Source organism: Mesorhizobium sp. WSM4820 (assembly GCF_055811075.1).
On sequence record NZ_JBVVQN010000012.1, the window covers coordinates 1 to 18965 of the forward strand.

18 protein-coding genes are annotated in these 18965 nt (G+C 60.8%); 4 read left to right on the forward strand and 14 right to left on the reverse strand.

Annotated features, from left to right (window positions below):
* Positions 1 to 290: 290 nt before the first annotated feature.
* The 4 genes from AC0L2R_RS19590 to AC0L2R_RS19605 all read right to left on the reverse strand — a co-directional run bounded on the left by AC0L2R_RS19590 (position 291) and on the right by AC0L2R_RS19605 (position 3530).
* Positions 291 to 599, reverse strand: a complete 309-nt coding sequence (locus AC0L2R_RS19590; RefSeq protein ID WP_091593897.1) for a twin-arginine translocation signal domain-containing protein — start codon at positions 597 to 599, stop codon at positions 291 to 293.
* A 36-nt stretch (positions 600 to 635) separates the two neighbouring features.
* A complete protein-coding gene (locus AC0L2R_RS19595; RefSeq protein ID WP_473510932.1) occupies positions 636 to 1499 on the reverse strand; it encodes a ferritin-like domain-containing protein in 864 nt (287 codons plus the stop codon).
* 158 nt (positions 1500 to 1657) lie between these two features.
* Positions 1658 to 2380, reverse strand: a complete 723-nt coding sequence (locus tag AC0L2R_RS19600) for an RNA polymerase sigma factor (protein ID WP_473510934.1) — start codon at positions 2378 to 2380, stop codon at positions 1658 to 1660.
* Positions 2381 to 2450: 70 nt separating this feature from the next.
* Complete coding sequence (locus AC0L2R_RS19605; protein ID WP_473510935.1) at positions 2451 to 3530, reverse strand: mechanosensitive ion channel family protein; 1080 nt, start codon at positions 3528 to 3530, stop codon at positions 2451 to 2453.
* Positions 3531 to 4348: 818 nt separating this feature from the next.
* Here AC0L2R_RS19605 and AC0L2R_RS19610 point away from each other — a divergent pair.
* Both AC0L2R_RS19610 and AC0L2R_RS19615 read left to right on the forward strand, forming a co-directional pair.
* Positions 4349 to 4699 carry a YciI family protein gene (locus AC0L2R_RS19610; protein WP_023797731.1) on the forward strand — a complete coding sequence of 117 codons (351 nt, stop codon included), beginning with the start codon at positions 4349 to 4351 and terminating at the stop codon, positions 4697 to 4699.
* Between the two features lie 31 nt (positions 4700 to 4730).
* Positions 4731 to 6005, forward strand: a complete 1275-nt coding sequence (locus AC0L2R_RS19615; protein ID WP_473510936.1) for an RNA polymerase sigma factor — start codon at positions 4731 to 4733, stop codon at positions 6003 to 6005.
* Between the two features lie 348 nt (positions 6006 to 6353).
* Here AC0L2R_RS19615 and AC0L2R_RS19620 read toward each other — a convergent pair whose 3' ends face one another.
* From AC0L2R_RS19620 to AC0L2R_RS19650, 7 genes are all read right to left on the reverse strand, one after another.
* Positions 6354 to 6782, reverse strand: a complete 429-nt coding sequence (locus AC0L2R_RS19620; RefSeq protein ID WP_287249332.1) for a YybH family protein — start codon at positions 6780 to 6782, stop codon at positions 6354 to 6356.
* 499 nt (positions 6783 to 7281) lie between these two features.
* On the reverse strand, positions 7282 to 8934 hold the full coding sequence (locus tag AC0L2R_RS19625; protein WP_023797727.1) for an ABC transporter ATP-binding protein: 1653 nt from the start codon (positions 8932 to 8934) through the stop codon (positions 7282 to 7284).
* Positions 8924 to 9808, reverse strand: coding sequence for an ABC transporter permease (locus AC0L2R_RS19630; RefSeq protein ID WP_023797726.1), 885 nt, complete (start codon positions 9806 to 9808; stop codon positions 8924 to 8926). Before AC0L2R_RS19630 ends, AC0L2R_RS19625 begins: the two co-directional genes overlap by 11 nt.
* Complete coding sequence (locus AC0L2R_RS19635; RefSeq protein WP_473510938.1) at positions 9805 to 10851, reverse strand: ABC transporter permease; 1047 nt, start codon at positions 10849 to 10851, stop codon at positions 9805 to 9807. Before AC0L2R_RS19635 ends, AC0L2R_RS19630 begins: the two co-directional genes overlap by 4 nt.
* A gap of 65 nt (positions 10852 to 10916) precedes the next feature.
* Positions 10917 to 12524: an ABC transporter substrate-binding protein gene (locus AC0L2R_RS19640; protein ID WP_473510940.1), complete on the reverse strand. Its 1608-nt coding sequence runs from the start codon at positions 12522 to 12524 to the stop codon at positions 10917 to 10919.
* 112 nt (positions 12525 to 12636) lie between these two features.
* Positions 12637 to 12990 (reverse strand): Rieske (2Fe-2S) protein, encoded by a 354-nt coding sequence (locus tag AC0L2R_RS19645; RefSeq protein WP_027155059.1) that lies wholly within the window; start codon positions 12988 to 12990, stop codon positions 12637 to 12639.
* A gap of 12 nt (positions 12991 to 13002) precedes the next feature.
* The gene (locus tag AC0L2R_RS19650; protein WP_031254382.1) at positions 13003 to 14085 is read right to left on the reverse strand and encodes an amidohydrolase family protein; all 1083 of its coding nucleotides are present in this window, start codon (positions 14083 to 14085) and stop codon (positions 13003 to 13005) included.
* Between the two features lie 134 nt (positions 14086 to 14219).
* Here AC0L2R_RS19650 and AC0L2R_RS19655 point away from each other — a divergent pair, with 134 nt between their 5' ends.
* Both AC0L2R_RS19655 and AC0L2R_RS19660 read left to right on the forward strand, forming a co-directional pair.
* The gene (locus AC0L2R_RS19655) at positions 14220 to 15077 is read left to right on the forward strand and encodes a LysR family transcriptional regulator (protein ID WP_287119401.1); all 858 of its coding nucleotides are present in this window, start codon (positions 14220 to 14222) and stop codon (positions 15075 to 15077) included.
* Between the two features lie 89 nt (positions 15078 to 15166).
* Positions 15167 to 16249 carry an FAD-binding oxidoreductase gene (locus AC0L2R_RS19660; protein ID WP_473510942.1) on the forward strand — a complete coding sequence of 361 codons (1083 nt, stop codon included), beginning with the start codon at positions 15167 to 15169 and terminating at the stop codon, positions 16247 to 16249.
* Positions 16250 to 16430: 181 nt separating this feature from the next.
* On the opposite strand, the gene AC0L2R_RS19665 is transcribed toward AC0L2R_RS19660, so the two are convergent.
* From AC0L2R_RS19665 to AC0L2R_RS19675, 3 genes are read right to left on the reverse strand one after another with little or no spacing between them, the layout of a single operon-like run.
* Positions 16431 to 17021: a DUF447 domain-containing protein gene (locus AC0L2R_RS19665; RefSeq protein ID WP_473510944.1), complete on the reverse strand. Its 591-nt coding sequence runs from the start codon at positions 17019 to 17021 to the stop codon at positions 16431 to 16433.
* A 3-nt stretch (positions 17022 to 17024) separates the two neighbouring features.
* Positions 17025 to 18419: a DUF6513 domain-containing protein gene (locus tag AC0L2R_RS19670; protein ID WP_473510946.1), complete on the reverse strand. Its 1395-nt coding sequence runs from the start codon at positions 18417 to 18419 to the stop codon at positions 17025 to 17027.
* Positions 18412 to 18963, reverse strand: coding sequence for a flavoprotein (locus AC0L2R_RS19675; RefSeq protein WP_473510948.1), 552 nt, complete (start codon positions 18961 to 18963; stop codon positions 18412 to 18414). The genes AC0L2R_RS19670 and AC0L2R_RS19675 overlap by 8 nt, the downstream gene beginning before the upstream one ends.
* Between the last annotated feature and the right edge of the window lie 2 nt (positions 18964 to 18965).

Consider the following 18965-nt stretch of genomic DNA (forward strand, 5'->3'; position numbering starts at 1 on the left):
ATAGCCATCGCCTGTGGCCCGCGGGTTCCTTCCTCGGGGACTTTCGTACGCCTGCCGGCGCCCGAAACTCTTCACGAAACCTGCCCTTCCGCTTTCGGGACGAAGTTACAGACAAGCGGCCATTCCGCTGATCGACCCAATGCGGACGTTCGCTCTCCGAGAACGAATTCACGCCCATGACCCTAGGCGGACGCCTTACCGCCGGCCGGCCAACGTCCGCTCTGGACGTGGAAGCTGACGTCGCGTTGCTCCCGCCCGAGACACAAGGCGGGAGACCGCAATTTGTTGCATCAAGCCGGCAGCGGCTCGTGGAAACGGCACCAGCCATTTGGGCTGATTGCACCGGCAACGATCTCGCACCCGTTTGGCTCTCGGAAGTGAGTACACCCACCGCAGCGTCGGCCACGATTTGGGGTGTCCTGGTACAGCGCCAGCGCCTTGGTTGTCTTTCCGGCTGCCATCGGTCCAGTCATACAGGCTGAAAGGCCGCCGGCGCTGGCAATCGCCGCACCGGTCACAGAGACTTTCAGGAAATTGCGGCGAGACAGCGCTCGGCTTGAAGCTGCCGATCCGTGGTTCACATCATCATCTTTACTCATGGTCTTTCTCCAAGAGCAGCCCTCGTCGCAGTTGGCTCAGGTGCTCTTGAGCGTGCCGTTCATCCCTTCCGGATAGAAGCCGCCCTTGCTCACTCCGTCCTTGTCGGTGAGGTAGACGATCCGGAGCACCTCCTGCGGCGTTCTGGTGAACGCGATCGCATCGGGCGTCGACGGAACGATGTTGGCTTTTCCATCCACCTGGATCCCTTGATCCTTATCGTCAGATCCGTCGATTTTGTCTCGGGCATCGCAGACGGCGTTGGCGGCCTTCCAGGCTTCCTCTCCCTTCCGGTATAGCGTCGATCGCGCCATGCCCATGTGGTAGGCCTCGACCGCCAGGATACCTGCGGCGGCGGCGAGGAAGTCCTTGTTTTTTAGAACCGTCGCCGCACCGGCATAGGCGGTGACGCCGACATCCTCGAACAACATCCCGCCGAGAACGAAGTTCGTTTCGTTGCCGAAGGGGTCGAAGTCCGACCCGAGGCCCGCCGCTTCCGCGACGGCCTTGAAACCGGCATCGAAATCGATCGCCGGCCGGTCAACAGCGTCCGTTCCAAGCGTCTTGCGGTAGAAGCGGACGTGCGCGAGTTCATTTTCGGCGACTTCCTGCATGAATTCGCCGATGGCCGGCGTCTCGAACGAGACTTGCTTTCCGCCAACGACGTCGCCGGGTTTCGAACCAACATCGGCTGCTTCGATGCCCATTCCGGTGGTGCCGCGGAGGTAGTATTCAGCCTCCATATATTCGAGGTTGAGCGCAAAGCGGAAAATGTCCTCGTCCGATATGTCCTGTGCCAATACCGGAGAAGACCGTGCGATTCCGCCGAGTGCCGCTCCGGCACCGAGTACGACAAGTCCCTGAAGCGACTGACGCCGGGATAGGTGAAATGCGCCCTGCATGGCGGTCTCCTATGTTTGTTGATTCAACGCCGCTGTCAGCACCGCGGCGCCGAGTGCATTTGCCTGATGATTAGATGGTCCGGGCCGCCAAAATATTCCCGCGTCCCGCTACAAGAGCTCCAGGAAACGAGCCGGCGTAATCTCGGCGTGCACGGCGTCTACGTGCGCTCAGTCGCCGTGTTCAACTGATGGGTGTCCTTTCGAACCAGGCGGATTGCGAGCCGATCGAGGACTGATTGCGCGAGGCGGTCACAACGGACGCCAGCGAAGAGAAACGTATCCGTGAACACGGTGGCGAGCTTGTCCCGCAGCGCCTCGCGGAGCAGCCGGCGTGCGCGATAAAGACGGGTGCTCACCGTCTGAGGTCGCAATGCCAAGAGAAAAGCCGTTTCCTCAATGCTCATTTCCTCGACGTCTCGCATGACAAAGACGATGCGAAAGGGCTCTGGCAAGCCACCGACGGCTCGCTCCAGGAGGTTGCGGATTTCAGCGAGAGCGGCCGCCTCTTCGGGATCAGGCTTGTGGGCGCTGAACGGAGCGACCATGCCCTCGATGGCTTTCACGTCGACGGTGGGCCGCCTTTTCCGGCGGCGTCCCAGCGCCTCGTTCAGCGCGATCCGGGTGAGCCAGGTCGACAGCTGCGCCTCCGCGCGGAATTCGGCCAGATGGGTGAAGGCGTGGATATAGGTCTCCTGAAGTACGTCCTCGGCCTCGGTGTCGTCGTTCAGGACGGCGCGGGCGACCCGGTGAAGCCGCTGATTGTGACGCTTGATGATTAACCAGAATGCGGCGGGGTCACGCTGTCGCGCGTGTTCAACCAGCCCCGCGTCGTCAAGCTCCTCGATCCTCACTGCCTCGGTGGATCCGGTCGGCTTCATCATAGGCGCTCCAGATGCATCAGCCTGCCGCGATGCGGGCGGGGTGGCTCCGCGCGGCGTGGCCTGAGGAAGTTCACCTCAAATTGCTCTTCGGAAACAGCACGCGATCGGGTTTTGCATTCATTCGCGCCAGCATTTCCTTGATCAAGCGTGTTTTGGTGCGCCCCGCTTCCTTCGGCGGCACGAGGTAACGCACAATGGCCTCGAGCCAGGTGTTTTCACTGACGCGAAAATGAACCACGGGATGCTCCTTCACTTCGAGTTCGTCCACCGGCGTTTGCGACAGGATGTGCTTATAGACCTTCACCTTCTGGCTCATGATGTCGCCGATCTGCTCGTCGACGACCTCTCTCATGGTTTTCGCTACGAATTCCAGATCGCTTTCATAAGCGAGCTGGAACTTGATTTCGTTCCAGATATAGGGAAACAGCGGCCAGGAATAGTTGAAGACCGGCGCGTCAAACACGGTGGAGTTCGGAAACTTGATGACGCGTCCGCTCGGATGATCGGTCCAAAGATGTTCGCCGCCGAATTCCCATAATGTCGTGTCGAGATAGCTGACATCAATGACATCGCCATGGGCATCGCCGATGCGAATGCGGTCGCCAACGCGATAAGGCGCCCTGGCCAAAATATAAATCCACGCGATGAAACTGGAGATCGGCATTTGCAGCGCAAAGCCGAGAATCAGTGAAATCAGGCCGAGTGAAACAACCGCAGTGTACCAGTTCACAAATAAGACTGAAATGGTCACGAAGACGATGGCGACGACGACGACTAATCGAAAAATACGTTGCAAGTTGAAGCGCGAAACACGATTGGGAATTCGGCCAATGAGAAAGACTTCGATAACATTCGCAACGGTCAGCATAACGAAAATGAGAAGGCCGCCCCTGACGTAGTTCAGCACGCGAACGCGCAAAGGCGCGTCAAGCCATTCTAAGCGCCAATTGATCAGGACTTGGATGCCAAAAAGCAGCAAGGCAGCGGCAGCGAAACCAACCGTCCACCAGACGTCTTCCTTGCGTAGGCTGAAGCGGAATTTTTCCTCGGGCTTTTTCGCCTTCTGTTCCATAGTTTTTGGGTCAGCAGTCTGTTGCGCGGCCCGTTCGAGTCGGGAAAGGTTCTCCTGTTTCTTGGCGCGCGGTTCCATGGGTTCACCTCCCGATGTGGCCATCAACACCCAGCCAGTGCCTTCTCGTTCCTCGACGGCGGCATTCCGGCAAACGACCCAACGTCAGTCGCTGACTGGCTCCCTGCCGGTCCCCGACAGCTGGCCTTCATTCCGGCGGGCCCGTCTTTGGTGAAATAGGGCGGCAAGCACGTGGCCACCATATTCGGCAAGTGCCTTATAGCCCAATCCGAAATTAAGTTGAGTTTGGTATCAGCAGCTCCCCGATAGCTCACCGGTAGAGATCTCGACTGTTCATCAAGCGGCCGTTGGTTCGAATCCAACTCGGCCTTCATCGGACGGCGCGTTTCTTGCGTGAGGCGGACTTCGCTCCTGCGGCGGGATCATGCCGGCGGATAGCCGCCAATCCATTGGATTGCACGTATTGACGCGAGCCCATCACAACGACTGAGCGAAAGGCGGGATTCGGGATCGAGCTGAGCGTCGACGAACGGCTGAGATTAGGCGCGTTGCTGCCATTCGCAACGCCGAGAATGAAGGTCTTGAATGGGTCAGAACCGGCCGTTAAATTGACGGACGTCCAACGGCGGAAGTCGACCCTTGGCGGAAGTTAGTACCAGCCTCCTAGGCGCCAAAATAACGCGGCAACGGAACTCACGACGTTGGACGTTAGATGGGGTTGGTCAATCGACCCTGTTCACTCGCCCATCGTCATTACAGCCTGGGCGTGATTTTATTCAAAGCGCGTGTCGATCCGCCGGGGGCTGGTTCGTCGACTTAATTAGCGAGACTGTTCAGCGGCCACCACGTCCGCGGCTCGCCTCAGGAGGAGTTCTCAAATGCGCTTCATGTCGTTCGTCACTTCCGCCCACGCTGGACCGCCGACGGCGGAACTCATCGAGGCGATGAACAAGCTCGCCGACCGGGAAATCAAGGCCGGCCGCATGGTGGACATGGGCGGGCTCACGCCGGTCGCGATGGGCGCACAAGTGCGCATCGCCGAGGGGAAGCTCAGCGTCATCGACGGTCCGTTCGTCGAGGCGAAGGAGGTCATCGGCGGCTACGCGATCATGGAGTTCCGGAACAAGGAAGAGGCCGTGGCGTCGGCGGTCGAGTTCATGCAGCTCCACAAGGATTTCATGCCGGATTGGGAGGGCACGTGCGAGGTCCGCGCGTTTGCCGGCCCTTGAGGCGACGTTCCTGCAGACGGCGTCGGCGGCCATGACGGTCGCCGACGCCCATCGCACGATCCTCGCCGCGTGGCGGATCGAGCAGCCCCGGCTGATCACCAGTCTGGCGAGGATGCTGCGCGATGTGCCGTTGGCCGAGGATTTGACGCAGGAAGCCCTGCTGGCCGCCCTTGAGCGGTGGCCGGCCACAGGCGTTCCGGAAAAACCCGGCGCCTGGCTGATGGCGACCGCCAAGCGCCGGGCCCTGGATCATCTGCGTCGCAGCCGGATGCTCGAGCGCAAGCATGACATTATCGCCTGGGACATGGAGGAGGAGCAGCAGGCCATGCCCGACCTCGACTCGGCCCTGGACGACGACATCGGCGATGAACTGCTTCGGCTCACCTTCACCGCCTGTCACCCGCGACTATCGCGCGAGGCGCGCGCGGCGCTGGCACTGCGGATGGTCTGCGGCCTGACAACCGAGGAGATCGCCAGGGCCTTCCTGCTGCCGGAGGCGACGATCGCCCAGCGCATCGTGCGCGCGAAGCGGACTCTTTCGGAATCGGGGCTGGCCTACGAGACCCCAAGCGGCGAGGAGCTCTCAAAGCGGCTCTCCTCGGTGCTGGAGGTCGTCTACCTCATCTTCAACGAAGGCTACACCGCGGCGAGCGGCGAGGACTGGCTGCGCCCCCAGCTCTGCAATGAAGCGCTTCGCATGGGCCGCGTGCTCACCTCCATCGTGCCGCACGAGCCCGAAGCCCATGGACTGCTCGCTCTGATGGAGCTGAACGCCTCGCGCACGGCGGCGCGTACTGATGCAGGGGGCGAGCCAATCCTCATGCTGGACCAGAACCGCGCACTCTGGGACCAGCTCCAGATCCGGCGCGGGATGCAGGCGCTCGGGCGAGCACGCGAATTAGGCGGAGCCGGCGGCATTTACGTCCTCCAGGCGACGATTATCGCCTGCCACGCCCAGGCGAGGACAGCGGGCGATACCGACTGGTCGCGCATCGCCGGACTTTATGCGGAACTGGCGGCTGTCGTGCGCTCGCCAATCATTGACCTCAACCGCGCGGTTGCCGTCGGCATGGCCGAGGGGCCAGAAGTGGCGCTGGCGATCGTAGACCGCCTTGCGCGCGAGCCGGCGCTCAAAGGCTATCACCTGCTGCCGAGCGTTCGCGGCGACCTCCTCCACAAGCTCGGCCGCTACGAGGAGGCGCGCGCCGCGTTCGAAGCAGCCGCGGCGCTGGCGGGCAACAGGCGGGAACATGCCCTGTTGAGGCGGCGCGCCGCCGAGGCGGCCGACGCAGCGATGTCATCATAATCCCTGATCAGACAAGGACATGATCGACCCAGGATCGACTGCTTCCGGGCTTTTGTCATTTTCCTGCAAGATCTGACTTGGATATCGCGGAACGTCCGCTGTCCCACCCGGCCCGAACTTCCAAGGTGAAACGGCAGCTTAGGGTCAGAACCGCTGGTTGCGCTCAATGTGCGATTTTGGGAACGGATATAGGCTCCCGAACGCTTCTGACATTCAGCCTCTAAGCCGCAAGTCCGCCAACGGCCGCAAGGCTGACTGTCAGCAACGCGCCGCCAAATCGACCGTTCACCTACGAACCCTTGCCGCGTGAAGCCGACATCCCTGTTGAGGACGTTAGCCGTTCCGGAACTACGGCAAGAGATCCGTCACAGCGCGCCCACTTCCGTCCATTGCCATAGGGAAGCTGGCATGCTCGTGGATGATTTTCCAAGAACCGGCGATGCGCCTTAGCACGATGGTTCGCCGGCTCCAGGAGTCGACCTTTGTGCCATCGGTCTTAATGCCAGTCATGCGCGACAGCCCGAAGGCCACTGCAAGATCGCCGTCGATCATGAGCTGCGGGTCAGCCATGTGAACGGTGACGCCGTTGCGCCAAGTTTCAAACCAAGCATTTATCCCTTCGATGTCGCGTGCCTGTTCGCCTCGATAGGCAAGCGGCGGCGGCAGATCGAAAACCACGACATCCGGGTCCATGGCATCGACGTTGGCGCGGGCGTCCCCCTTGGCAGTTGCGTCTTCCTGACCCCGGATGACAGACAAGACTTCCTTTTCAGACATATCGTTGCTCCTTCATTTTCTGGAACGACGAGGCCGGGGCGATCAATCCGACATCGATACCATTCGTAACAAATATGGCCGGTCCTAGCTGCTGTTGCATCGTGGTATCAAGAGTGATGACCCCTCATCTGCCGGACATTGTATCATCGGGGACTCTAGTGGCCCACGACGAGTGCCAATACGACTAAGAGCCCGACCAGCAAGATGGCTGGTCAAACGAGATCAACCGCGTTGGGTTGGGGCATGGCGGGTGGCGTCTTTAGTTCCAGCCGGGTTACCAACGCGGCATGAGACTTTCGATCATTGGCTTCACTCGTGCACCGGCAGCATGCCGCGTGGTTCACGAGTTAGTCGGCGTGGATCGCCTCACTTCGACCCATTGAGATGGCCGTTGCTACTGCCTGAAAGCAGACATTGTTGCGACCATTCTGGACGTCGCGGTTGCGGCATAACCGACGTTCGCGCGAGAACTGGAGCCAAGCGGTCAATACGTTGGGATTCAGTTCGCCGCGCCGACCCGCTTGCGCTCCCGGGTTTCCAGCAGCTTCGTCAGCCAGTCTGGATCCATCTCCGGCACGGAGGAGAGAAGCAGTTCGGTATACGGAGCATGCGGCGGCGTCAGGATTTCGGTCTTGAGCCCCTGCTCGACGACTTTGCCTTGATGCATGACGACAATTTCGTCTGCGATTGCCCGCACCGTCGCGATGTCGTGCGTGATGAAAATGTAGCTGACTCCGAATTCTTGTTGCAGCCGCATAAGAAGCTTCAGGATCTCTTCTTGTACGATCTGGTCGAGGGCCGAGGTCACCTCGTCGCAGATGATGAGCTCCGGATTAGCAGCCAGCGCCCGGGCAATGCAGATGCGCTGCTTCTGACCGCCCGAGAGTTCGCCCGGCAGGCGGTCGAGGAAGCTTTCGTCCATCTCGATCATGTGCATGAGTTCGCCAACGCGGCGGTCGCACGCCGCCCCTTTGAGGCCGAGATAGAACTCAAGTGGCCGGGAGATGACCTCCTCGACGGTCTGACGCGGATTGAGCGCGTTGTCAGGCATCTGATAGATCATCTGGATGCGGCGCAGAATGTCTTTGGGCCTCTCTTTCAGTGTTCTTGGCAAACGATGCCCCGCAAATGAGATCGAGCCCGAGACCGGCGGCAGCAGGCCGGTGATGACGCGGGCGAGCGTTGATTTACCGGAACCAGATTCACCGACGACCGCTACCGTCCGTCCGCGCGGCACCTTGATCGATACATCCTGCAGAACCTTGACTTTCCCTGCGTAGGCGGCGGTGATGTTATCGATCGTGAGCAGATGGTCCGCGGCCGGCACTTCGGGTTTGGCTAGCTTTCGCACCGCCCAGAGCGTCCTCGTATAGTCTTCGGCCGGCGCCGCAAGCATCTGGCGTGTTTCGGCCTCCTCCACAGTACGGCCATGGCGCAGAACCATGATCCGGTCCGCCATCTGCGCAACCACCGCCAGATCATGCGTGACGTAGATCGCGGCAGTGTTGAATTCTTCGACAATCTTGCGGATCGAGGCGAGGACCTCCACCTGTGTGGTCACGTCGAGCGCCGTCGTCGGCTCGTCGAAGATGATCAGGTCGGGCCGGCAGGCCATCGCCATCGCGGTCATTGCCCGCTGCAACTGCCCTCCGGAGACCTGGTGAGGATAGCGGAAGCCGATGCTGTCCGGATCCGGCAGGTGAAGACGCCGGTAAAGTTCGATGGCATCCCGATTCGCTGCCTCGCGACTGGCGATCCCGTGCGCCACGACCGTTTCGACGGTCTGATCGAGGAGCCGGTGGGCCGGGTTGAAGGAGGCGGCCGCGCTTTGCGCGACATAGGCGATGCGCGAGCCTCGGAGCCGCCGCCGTGCGGTTTCGCTCATGGCGAGGAGGTCGATCCCGTCGAACAGGATCGATCCTTGCGTTATCCGGCAACCTGGCTTGGCATATCCCATCGCGGCAAGCCCAATGGTGGATTTTCCGGCGCCGGACTCGCCTATGAGGCCGAGAACCTCACCGCGCTTTAGCGAGAGATCCACACCGCGAACGATCGGGTGCCAGCGCTCGTCGGAAAACCCTTCGACGTGAAGGTCGCGAACGCTGAGGAGTTTCGTTCCCTTTTCGCGTGGGCCAGAATCCTTACTTTTCATCGCGCAACCCGCTTGTCGTGTGCAGGAACCAATCGACAACGAAATTCACAGAAACCGTGAGAAGGGCGATCGCGCCTGCCGGCAAGAGCGGAGTAATGTCGCCATAGGTGATGAGGGTGGCGTTTTCCCGCACCATCGAGCCCCAGTCGGCTGTCGGGGGCTGGATGCCGACGCCGAGAAAGGAGAGCGCGGCGATGGTGAGGAAAACGAAACAGAAGCGCAGACCGAATTCCGCGATCAGCGGCGGCAGCACGTTGGGCAGGATCTCCTTGGTCAGAATCCATCTCGGCCCTTCGCCACGCAGTTGCGCGGCTTCGACATATTCCATGACGGCAACATTCAGCCCGACCGCACGCGCCAGCCGAAATACGCGGGTTGAATCGAGCAGGGCGATGATGAGGATCAGGCTGGTGACCGAGGAACCGAAGATGGATAGCAACACCAGCGCGAAGATGAGGCTCGGGATCGACATCAGCACGTCTACCGCGCGTGACAAAATTTGGTCGAGCCAACCCCGGTACATCGCGGCCAGCAAGCCGAGAGTGACGCCGACCGCGAAGGACAGAAGCGTAGTCGCGAGAGCGATGCCGACCGTATTGCGCGCGCCATAGATAAGCCGGGTGAGCACGTCGCGGCCGAGTTGGTCGGTCCCGACGATGAATTCCTGGCTCCAGGGCGCGAAGGCTTCGCTGAAAACCTGCGTTTCCCCGTAGGGCGCTATCCAGGGCGCCGACAGCGCGACGAAGACATAGCCAAGGATGACCACGATGCCGAACCAGGCGCTGAAGGGAGCCTTTCTGAGTGCGGTTTTTACCCGCGAGGCGCGCGTGCGCCTTTGTCTCGGAACCGCCACGGCGTGTTCGATACTGGTCATCGCGGGTGCAAAAGCCTCGGATTGGTGGCGATGGAAATGATGTCGGCGGTCAGGTTGAGCAGGATGTAGGTTGCCGCGAAAATCAAGGCGCAGGCTTGCACGACCGGAACATCCCTCGACTTCACCGCATCGACCATCAATTGGCCGATGCCGGGATAGACGAACACCACCTCGACCACGACCACGCCGACGATGAGATAAGCGAGGTTGAAAGCAATTACCGTGACGATGGGCGCCCAGGCATTGGGCAGGGCGTGTCTGAGAACGATTGCCATTGGCGACATTCCCTTGAGCCGCGCCATGTCGATATAGGGGCTTGCCAGCATGTTGATAATCGCCGCTCGCGTCATACGCATCATATGGGCAACAATCACCAGCGTCAGGGTGATGGACGGCAGCGCTGCGCGCCAGACGTGCTCCCAGAACGGCGTTCGGTCGCTGATATTTGCCAGTGTCGGAAATTTGGGAACCAGGTTCAGGACCCAGTTGATCGAGGCCGCGAGCCACTCGGGCAGAGATTGTGCGAACTCGGTTCCGATGAACGTGTCGCGCGAGATGATGAGATAGGCCAGCATATAGGCGACGAAGAATTCGGGGAATGAAATCGTCGTCAGCGTCACCGTGTTCACCACACGGTCGAACCAGCTGTTGCGGTAGAGAGCGGCGAGAATGCCAAGTCCCAGCGCGAGTGGAACCGCTATAAGGGCGGTCATCACGGCAAGGAACATCGTGTTGTAGAGCCGGGGCGCAATGATCTCGGCGACTGTGCGCCGGTAGCCGGTGCGGCTTGCGAAGGAAGAGCCGAAATCCCCCTGCACGATCTGCCCGACCCAGGCGAAATAGCGCTCAACCGGCGGACGATCGATGCCGATCTCGCGCTGGAATGCGGCGACCGTCTCGGGCGTCGCGGATTGCCCGAGCATCGCCTTGGCGAAATCGCCCGGAAGCATGGCAATCGCCGAAAAGATGATGATGGTGACGATGAACAGCGTGATCAGGCCGAGGCCCAGGCGCTGCAGAACCGTCCTAACGACCGGATTCATGGGCGGTGCCTTCGAGCCTTTCCCCTGAAAGAGCGAACCGCCGCGGGCGGTTCGCCTGGCAAACGTCACGCGTTGGCTACCCACCAGCGCTCGGCCATCTTCAGTCCGTCATTCTCCCAGTTCGGCGCCAGCTCGCCGTGCGCCAGTTTCTTGGACTTGGCACTGACAAAATTGTTGAAGACCAGGACGATGGCGCCGCCGTCGTCATGCGTCAACTGCTGCATTTCGGCATACATCGCGGAGCGCTTGGCCTCGTCGGTCTCCGCGCGTGCCTGGATCAGCAGTTCGTTGAAGCGGGGATTTTTCCAGAACGTCTCGTTCCAGCTGGAATCGGCCGAGTAGGCCTGCGTGAACATCCAGTCGGCCGTTGCACGACCGCTCCAATAGGAGGCGCACCACGGTTTCTTGAGCCAGACATTGTCCCAATAGGCGTCCTCGGCCTCGCGCACCACATTGACATCGATGCCGCATTGGGCCGCCGTCTCGCGGATGAGGGCGGCTGCGTCCACGGCGCCGGCGAAAGCGGCGTCGGCGACGGAAAGGTCGACCTTGAGATTTTCGATTCCCGCTTTTTTCAGATGGAAGCGCGCCTTTTCCGGATCGAACTTGTGCTGCGGCTCCGGATTGATGGCGAACTTGATCGCCGGTGCGATCGGGTTGTCATTTCCGACGGTTGCATGGCCAAGGAAGATCTTCTGCGCGATTTCCTCGCGATCGATGGCCCATTTCAACGCCATGCGCACATCGGGGTTGTCGAATGGCGCCACCGTCACGTTCATCGGCAGCGTGTAATGGCCGTATCCGGTGACCTCGAGGATTTCGATATTCGGCTTGCGCTTCAGCATACCGAGCGTTTTCAGGTCGGCGCGGCCGATATAATCCACCTCGCCGGTTGACAGCGCGGCCATACGCGCTGCGAGGTCTGTGATGGCGATAAACTCCACCTCGTCAAAATAGGGTTTGCCGTTCTTGAAGTAGTTGGGATTGCGCTTGAGCTTGGCCGAGACGCCGGGCTGAAAGTTCTCAAGCACGAAGGCACCGGTCCGGACGCCCGATTCCCAGTCCGCCTTTCCGTCCTTGGCAGGCATGACGACAAGGTGATAGTCGCTCATGATGTAGGGAAAGTCTGCATTGCCGCTGTTTAGTTTAAAAACGATCGTTTCCGGACCGTCCGCCTTGATATTGGTCACCGATTCCAGCAGCGACTTCGCCGCCGATTTGGTGTCGACTCCCATGTGGTATTGCATCGAGGCGACCACGTCATCCGCTGTTACGGTCTTGCCGTTGTGGAAGGTCGCACCTTTGCGCAGCTTGAATACCCACGTCGTCGCGTCGTCCGAGGTCTCGAAGCTTTCGGCAAGATCCGGTTGGATGCTGCCTTTCGCGTCGACCTCGGTCAGGCTGTTGGACATGGCACCCGAAAAGGCGGTTTGCGTGAAGGTGTCGGGATAGCCGGCCGGATCGATAGAATCCGTCGTCGCGCCATGTGCCATGCCGAGCTTGGCGAAGCCGCCCCGCTGCGGTTCGGCCCGCGCCACGGTCACGAAGAGCTTGACGCCGGCGGCGACCGTCAGGCCGGCCGCCAGCCCGAGCTGGATGAAATCACGGCGCGAAACCTTGCCGCGGCCGATCAGGTTTTGCGCCAGGCGGAGTTTATATTCAGATTCTGACACTGCTTCCTCCCATTGCGGATTTCCCGCATGCTTGTTGTTGGCATTATCGAGCAGATCTGGCGGATTCAGCCGATTTGCCTCCTTTCGGTTTTCAGCGTTTTCGACACAAATCTTACGCCGTTACATAGATTTCACCAGCTTCCACCGTGACCGGGAATGTTCGGGCACGTACGCCCGGATCGACCAGGGCCGCACCGGTTTTTATGTCGAATTCCCAACCGTGCCAGGCGCAGCGCACGATCTCGTTCTCGCGGTGATAGATGAACTGCGCTTGGTCGACCGGCGCCGTGGTTCCGCATTGCGGTCCCTCGCAAAGCGGAGCGCCTCGGTGCGGACAAACGTTCAGCAAGGCATGGAATGAATTTCCGATGCGGAATACCCCGACTGAAAGGCTGCGGATTTTCGCGATGTAGGGAGTTCCGGTCTCGATTTCTTCGACCCGGCAAATGTATGTCTTCTCAGCCATTGTCTGCTCCCGTCAGGCGGCATTAGCCGCTTGCGTGCGGGGAATGCGTTTATAGACCTCGAGCGCATTCAACCCCATGATCTTGCTCCTCCAGGCAGGCGGGATGTGCAGCGTGTTGGCATCGTCATAATCCCAATGCGGGTAGTCGGAGGCAAACATCAGCGTGTTCTCGCCGTCCATCGCTTCGAGAGTGGACCAGAGATGCTGTATGTTCGCGGGCTGCTCCAGCGGCTGCGTGGAAAAGCGGATATTGCGCCGGCAATACTCCGAGGGCAGCATCTTCAGCCACGGCGTTTCCTTGCGCAGCGCTTTGTAATCTGCGTCCAGACGCCATAATACCGATGGAACCCAGGCCACACCGCACTCGATGATCACGAAATACAGGTCCGGCCATTTTTCGAAAACGCCATGCGCGATCATGCTTGCCACATGCGACAAGGCCGACATGTGAAGAATAGCGTGCGTCTCCCAGAAGAAGGTCGTGGGAGCCGGTGCCACCGCATTCCAGTTGATGCCGCCATGGCCGCCCAGGTGGATCGCGAATGGCAGCCCGACTTCGGCGCAAGCCTCGAAAATGGGATGGTAGAACGGATCACCGTAGGGTTTGACCGAGCCTTGGGAGGCCAGAACCTGCACCATACGCGGATGGTTGCCGAGGCGGCGGATCTCGGCTGCTGCGAGCTTCGGATCCTGCGGCGCGATGATGATGGAGCCCATAAAACGACTGTCTTTGGGAAGCCATTCGGCGATTTGGTAGTCGTTATAGGCGCTGACCAGTGCACTTGCGTAATAGGGATTGGCTAGCGTGGAGGCTTCGATCGGCTCGTCGCCGGTGAGGATAGCGGCTCCGACATTGTATTTGTCGAGGTGCTTTTCTTTCATGACGAGATAGTTGTCGGCCTCCGTCTCGGGCCTGACGTCCTTCCGGGAGAAATCCTGCGGGTGAAACCACGGACGGTGACCGTGGGGGAAGGCGCCTCTCGGACCAGTTTTTTCGCCTTCTGTGAACATGTCTTTCCAGACGCCGGAAAGATATGGCTCGAGCACCGTAGCGCTCGACCAGTAATTGTGACAATCGCAATCGACTATGAACACCCTAACCAACTCCCCTGGCGCGGCAGGCCGGCTAACCCAGCCGGCTTCTTCAACCGCAGCTTCCGCCTTGGGAATTATTTGATCAAGCTTGTGATCTGAGGTAATACGATCGGATTTTTCGATCGCGAGGCCACATGCAGCTGGATCACATTGAGACCTTTCTCGACATTATGGAGTCGCGAAATTTCAACCGTACGGCCGATCGTCTTGGGGTTACGCAGTCGACGGTCAGTACCCGCATCAGGAACCTAGAGCAGGCCATCGGTTCGGAGCTCTTCCTGAGGGGACGCGCCGGCGCCGAACCGACCGCGGCGGGGCGACGTTTCGAAGCCTATGCGCGCGCGATGCTGTCGACATGGTCTCAGGCCCGCCATGACGTTCGGGCATTCAACCGGTTCGAGGGCACCTTGCGCGTCGCTGCGCAGGTCGGGATGACGCGATCGATATTGCCGGGTTGGGTGGAAACTCTGTTCCAGGTGCTGCCGAAATCGTCAATTCACGTAGAGTCCGACTACTCGCCGCAGATGATTTCCGACTTGAGCTTGGGAAACCTCGATATTGCTGTGGTCTACGCGCCCCGATACCTCCCTGAAATCTCCTACGATCCTCTCATGGTTGAAGAATATGTGATGGTGTCTACGGCGGCCAGGATCCTGTCGGAGGTCAACGCGGATACGTATATCCGGCCGGGCTACACGGTCGCGCTTGAAAAAGCCCACGCCGAGGCGCTGCCGCAATTGGCAATAGGCCGTCTTTCGATGGGCTCGGAAACGCTCGCCGAAGCGATGCTGCGGCGCATGGGTGGCACTTGCTATATGCGCAGTGACGATGCTCGGCGGTATACCGCCGAGCGGCCGTCTTTTGTGGTCGAGGGCGCGCCCGCGCTTCAGCAGCCGGTTCACACCGCTATTTTGGCGCGCCGCAAGCACGAGCCGATCATCCGTAGAGGGATTCGCGCGCTCCATCTGGCCGTTATGTCCATGGAAAGCTAGATCGAAATATCCGATTGTAAAGCCGACATCTGCCGCTTTTTTGAAAGTATCCCGGCTGCCATTCTGGTCGGGTCAAGCAGAGTCCAATCATGAACGCGCACGCTCCCTTTTCGGCCACCGATTTCGCTCCAGCGCTGCGTCAACGGCAATGGGCGGAGAGCTCAAGACAGTTCGTGCGCTGCCGGCGCGTCATCGATGAGACACACGACGTTAAGACATTCGTCTTTTCAGCTGCTTCTGGCCACATGTTCAGCTTTAGTGCAGGCCAGTATTTAGTCCTGAACCTGACAATCGACGGCACCCGGGTAACGAGACCGTACTCGGTGTCGTCGCCGCCGACTCGACCGCTCGACCTGCAGATCACGGTGAAGCGGGCGAAGGGCGGGCTTGTTTCCAACTGGCTTCACGACAATCTCCGGCCGGGCCACAACATTGAAATCGAAGGGCCGGTCGGACGTTTCAACTTCGACGATCTACCATCCGAGAAGCCGCTTTTCCTTTCGGGCGGCAGCGGCATCACTCCCGTTATGTCGATGCTGCGGGCGCTAACCGACCGGGCATCTGGCCATGACATCCGTTTCATTCACTGCGCTCGGACGGCGGACGACATCGCCTTCCGCTCCGAGTTAGAGGCGCTCGCCGCGCGATTCTCCAATGTCGATGTAAGCTTCATCTGCAGCCAGGAAGGTTCGGCGTGGCAGGGCCCTTTCGGTCGCATCGACGGCCCCATGCTCTTGCGGCTGGCTCCGGACCTTCACCAGCGCACGTCTTACGTTTGCGGCCCCGAGCCGTTTATGCAGACGGTTCGGGCCTGTGTCGCGGAGATCGGCATCGCACCCTCCCAGTATCACGAGGAAAGTTTCGGCGGCGCCGTGGGCAATTCCATGGCTCCTCAATCGGCTGCCGCTGGCCCGACTTGTGTCCGTTTCGCCCGGTCTGGCGTGGAGCACCTGTGTGCGCCTGGAGAGACTCTGCTCGATGCGGCGCGCAATAGCGGCCTCTACATCCCTACCGCATGCCAGCAGGGCATTTGCGGAACCTGTCGGACGGTCAAGCTCTCAGGTGACGTCGTGATCGACGACCTTGGAGGACTCAGCCTTGAAGAGAAGGCGGCTGGTTATGTGCTGGCTTGCTGCAGCCGGCCGCTAGGCACCGTTTGCCTCGATCTCTGACCTCATTGCGAATTGATGGCCAAGCCCGGCGCTGGGGGCATGCCAGTGGCTCACATGATTGGATAAACGGGGCGCGCACTCATGAGTCGGTTCCGGCAACCTGCGCTTGGCCGCTGGATCACCGCCACCGTGTGCTAAAACGCGTCAGACCGGACGCTTACCCTGGTTCAGCATATCCGGTTCAGCCCCGCGCATCCTCGCCGCTGGCATCCTCGGCCGCAAGGTGATCGCCGACACGCTGCATCAGCCAGTCCCAGGCTTCTTTTTCGCCCTCGCCCGCAGTCTTTTCGATGGCAATCGAAAGGTAGGCGATTTCCGCCTCGATCTTGTCGCGCGGCAGCATGCCGAGCCGGCTGACCAGGATGGCCAGTTCCAGCACCGCCGCCTTGGCGCGGTTGAAGCCGGTGAACGGCGCATGCGTTTCCTCCTGCACCACGCGGCAGAAATGGCGAGGCCGCATGGCATCGTCGTCCACGCTTTCGACTTCGAGGACCGAATGCGCGAGCGCCGCTGCGAGCCGCGGCACCGGAAACCCGTCGACCGCAACGGTCGGCCAATGCTTGCGGCCGGTCAGGCAGCCGGCAAAGATGCGCACGTCATCGGTGTAATTGGCAATGGCGAACGGCACTTCGGCGAGATTGTCGAGCGTGATCGACGGCCGGAACGGCGCGATGACCCAGCCGTCCTTCTCGGCGATGATGCCGATCGGCGCGATGTGGAGGTCGCCGGCTTTGTTGACCGTGGTGATGATCGATTCGCGAATGAACGGCATGGTTTAGCGCTCTTTCTTCGCGCGAAGCGTGGGGCCCGCTTCGGCAAGACGGCTGCGGTCGGTTTCGGGAGCCGGCGCGGCGACGCCCCATGCGAGCGGCTCGTCCTGCACATAGCGCTTGCCGAGGCGCCACGCGATCTCGGCCTTCATCAGTTCGGCGCCGAGATAGAACGCGTGTGCTCCATCCGCCTCAACGCCAAGCCCGGCAAAGAGTTCGAACGCATCCGTGGCAACCGCATGCCCCTTGCCGTTGAAAACATGGATGCCGTCCTCGGCGGTCATGATGCGGAAGTTGGTGTCGCGCACCTCCGCCGCCAGTGCTGTGATATCCTCGGTCGAGGCGGTGAACGGCTTACGGTCGTGAACCTGCAGCAGCCCTGGATGGTAACTTCGCGGCAGCGCACCGTCACTCTTGGCCGCAAACAGGATGCGGCGGGCAATGTCGTGCTCCTCGATGGTTCGCAGCGTGTGCGGGCTGACGTGCACGGCAAGCACGTTTCGGATCTGAAGTTCCGAGCAGAGCCCGGCCAGAACCGCGGTAACGCCGGAACTGTCGGCGTCGGTCAATTCGGTGAGATTGCCGGTGCCCATCAGCAGCTCGACCTCAGGCCAGCGGCGGCGCGCCTCGATGAAACGCCCGAGTGAGGCGGCAAAGCCGAAATGGATCGGGTCGAGCACCGGATCGGCGATGAAGGCGACGCCGGCCTGTTGCGCCGCTTCGATGGCCCGGCCGAGCGAATCCAGGTCGCCGGGCGTGGCCGGGATCAAAACTGGCACGGCCCCGCAATCGAAGGCCAGCGGCAGCGTGTTCTCATCGAGGCTGAGAAGATAGTCCGCACCGGCGCGCGCGCCGATCGACAGTTCGTCGGTGCTGGCCGAATCGACGCTGACCAGAAATCCCAGTGCCTTCAGCTTGCGCACGACCTCTTCCAGCAACGGAAACGGCGTTTCCGGCAGGCAGCCGAGATCGATGACGTCGGCGCCGGCCGCGGCCAGCGTCCGTGCTCTCGCCACCAGCCCCTCGACCGACAGCATCGGCGCATCGACGATTTCGGCGAAGATGCGCATGTCGTGACGCGAAAGATCAGGCGGCTCGCCCGCCCGGCCGAGAAAGGCCGGCAGATCGGCGATCTCGTCGGGCCCGCGTACGAAGGGCACGCCGAAATGCTTCGACAGATGCTCGATGTCGCCGCGATAGCGGCCTGGCAGGATGACGCGATCGGCGGCGCCTGCCAAGGTAAGCCGCCGCTTGATGATGTCTTCGCTCATCAGTGCCGCGACCTTGACGCCGATGTCGATGATCTCCCAGGCAAATTCGGTTTCGCCCAGTCCGGCCAGCAGCCTTTCCAGCCGGACCTTGGCCAGATGGCCGGTAAGAAAGACCAGCCGCTCAGCCATGGCTTGCGAGTTCGGCGTGGCGCCGCCTGACCGAGGCTTCGAGATCGGCAAACGACTCGACCACCTGGGTTCGCTCAAAACTCTTCAGTTGGTTGGTATTCTCCAGGTCGATGCTGCGCGGATAGACCTTGACCAGCCCATGCGGCGCCATGGTTTCGAGTTCCGGCGCGGTGTCGCAGGCAAAGACGATGGCCGGCACCCGGCATTTTCCGGCCTGGGCAAAGACGTTTGTGGCGAGCGTGTCGGAAATGCCGTGCACGCATTTGGCGACCGTGTTGGAGCTGGCCGGCGCCACCACCACCGTATGATAGACGCCGTGATAGAATTCGCCGACCGGGATCGCGCTCGCCGTCTTGTCGTGCAGCACGCGCGTCGTCTCCGGGAAATCGAGCTTGAGCTTGTACATGCGCAGCACTTCGCTGGCGGCTTTCGACACGAAGACATCGCAATGCTCGATCTGGTGAATGAGTGCAAAGCTCTCCGTAAAAAAATGACCGGAACCGGTCAAAACCCATGCCCAGCGCGGCGTATGCAGCGTCGCCATCG

Coding starts and splice junctions, on each gene's coding strand:
- AC0L2R_RS19660 (WP_473510942.1), top strand. CDS start 15,167: ATGAACGCGCACGCTCCCTTTTCGGCCACCGATTTCGCTCCAGCGCTG.
- AC0L2R_RS19605 (WP_473510935.1), bottom strand. CDS start 3,530: ATGGAACCGCGCGCCAAGAAACAGGAGAACCTTTCCCGACTCGAACGG.
- AC0L2R_RS19590 (WP_091593897.1), bottom strand. CDS start 599: ATGAGTAAAGATGATGATGTGAACCACGGATCGGCAGCTTCAAGCCGA.
- AC0L2R_RS19625 (WP_023797727.1), bottom strand. CDS start 8,934: ATGAAAAGTAAGGATTCTGGCCCACGCGAAAAGGGAACGAAACTCCTC.
- AC0L2R_RS19635 (WP_473510938.1), bottom strand. CDS start 10,851: ATGAATCCGGTCGTTAGGACGGTTCTGCAGCGCCTGGGCCTCGGCCTG.
- AC0L2R_RS19645 (WP_027155059.1), bottom strand. CDS start 12,990: ATGGCTGAGAAGACATACATTTGCCGGGTCGAAGAAATCGAGACCGGA.
- AC0L2R_RS19615 (WP_473510936.1), top strand. CDS start 4,731: ATGACGGTCGCCGACGCCCATCGCACGATCCTCGCCGCGTGGCGGATC.
- AC0L2R_RS19595 (WP_473510932.1), bottom strand. CDS start 1,499: ATGCAGGGCGCATTTCACCTATCCCGGCGTCAGTCGCTTCAGGGACTT.
- AC0L2R_RS19655 (WP_287119401.1), top strand. CDS start 14,220: ATGCAGCTGGATCACATTGAGACCTTTCTCGACATTATGGAGTCGCGA.
- AC0L2R_RS19630 (WP_023797726.1), bottom strand. CDS start 9,808: ATGACCAGTATCGAACACGCCGTGGCGGTTCCGAGACAAAGGCGCACG.
- AC0L2R_RS19665 (WP_473510944.1), bottom strand. CDS start 17,021: ATGCCGTTCATTCGCGAATCGATCATCACCACGGTCAACAAAGCCGGC.
- AC0L2R_RS19610 (WP_023797731.1), top strand. CDS start 4,349: ATGCGCTTCATGTCGTTCGTCACTTCCGCCCACGCTGGACCGCCGACG.
- AC0L2R_RS19600 (WP_473510934.1), bottom strand. CDS start 2,380: ATGATGAAGCCGACCGGATCCACCGAGGCAGTGAGGATCGAGGAGCTT.
- AC0L2R_RS19670 (WP_473510946.1), bottom strand. CDS start 18,419: ATGGCTGAGCGGCTGGTCTTTCTTACCGGCCATCTGGCCAAGGTCCGG.
- AC0L2R_RS19675 (WP_473510948.1), bottom strand. CDS start 18,963: ATGGCGACGCTGCATACGCCGCGCTGGGCATGGGTTTTGACCGGTTCC.
- AC0L2R_RS19620 (WP_287249332.1), bottom strand. CDS start 6,782: ATGTCTGAAAAGGAAGTCTTGTCTGTCATCCGGGGTCAGGAAGACGCA.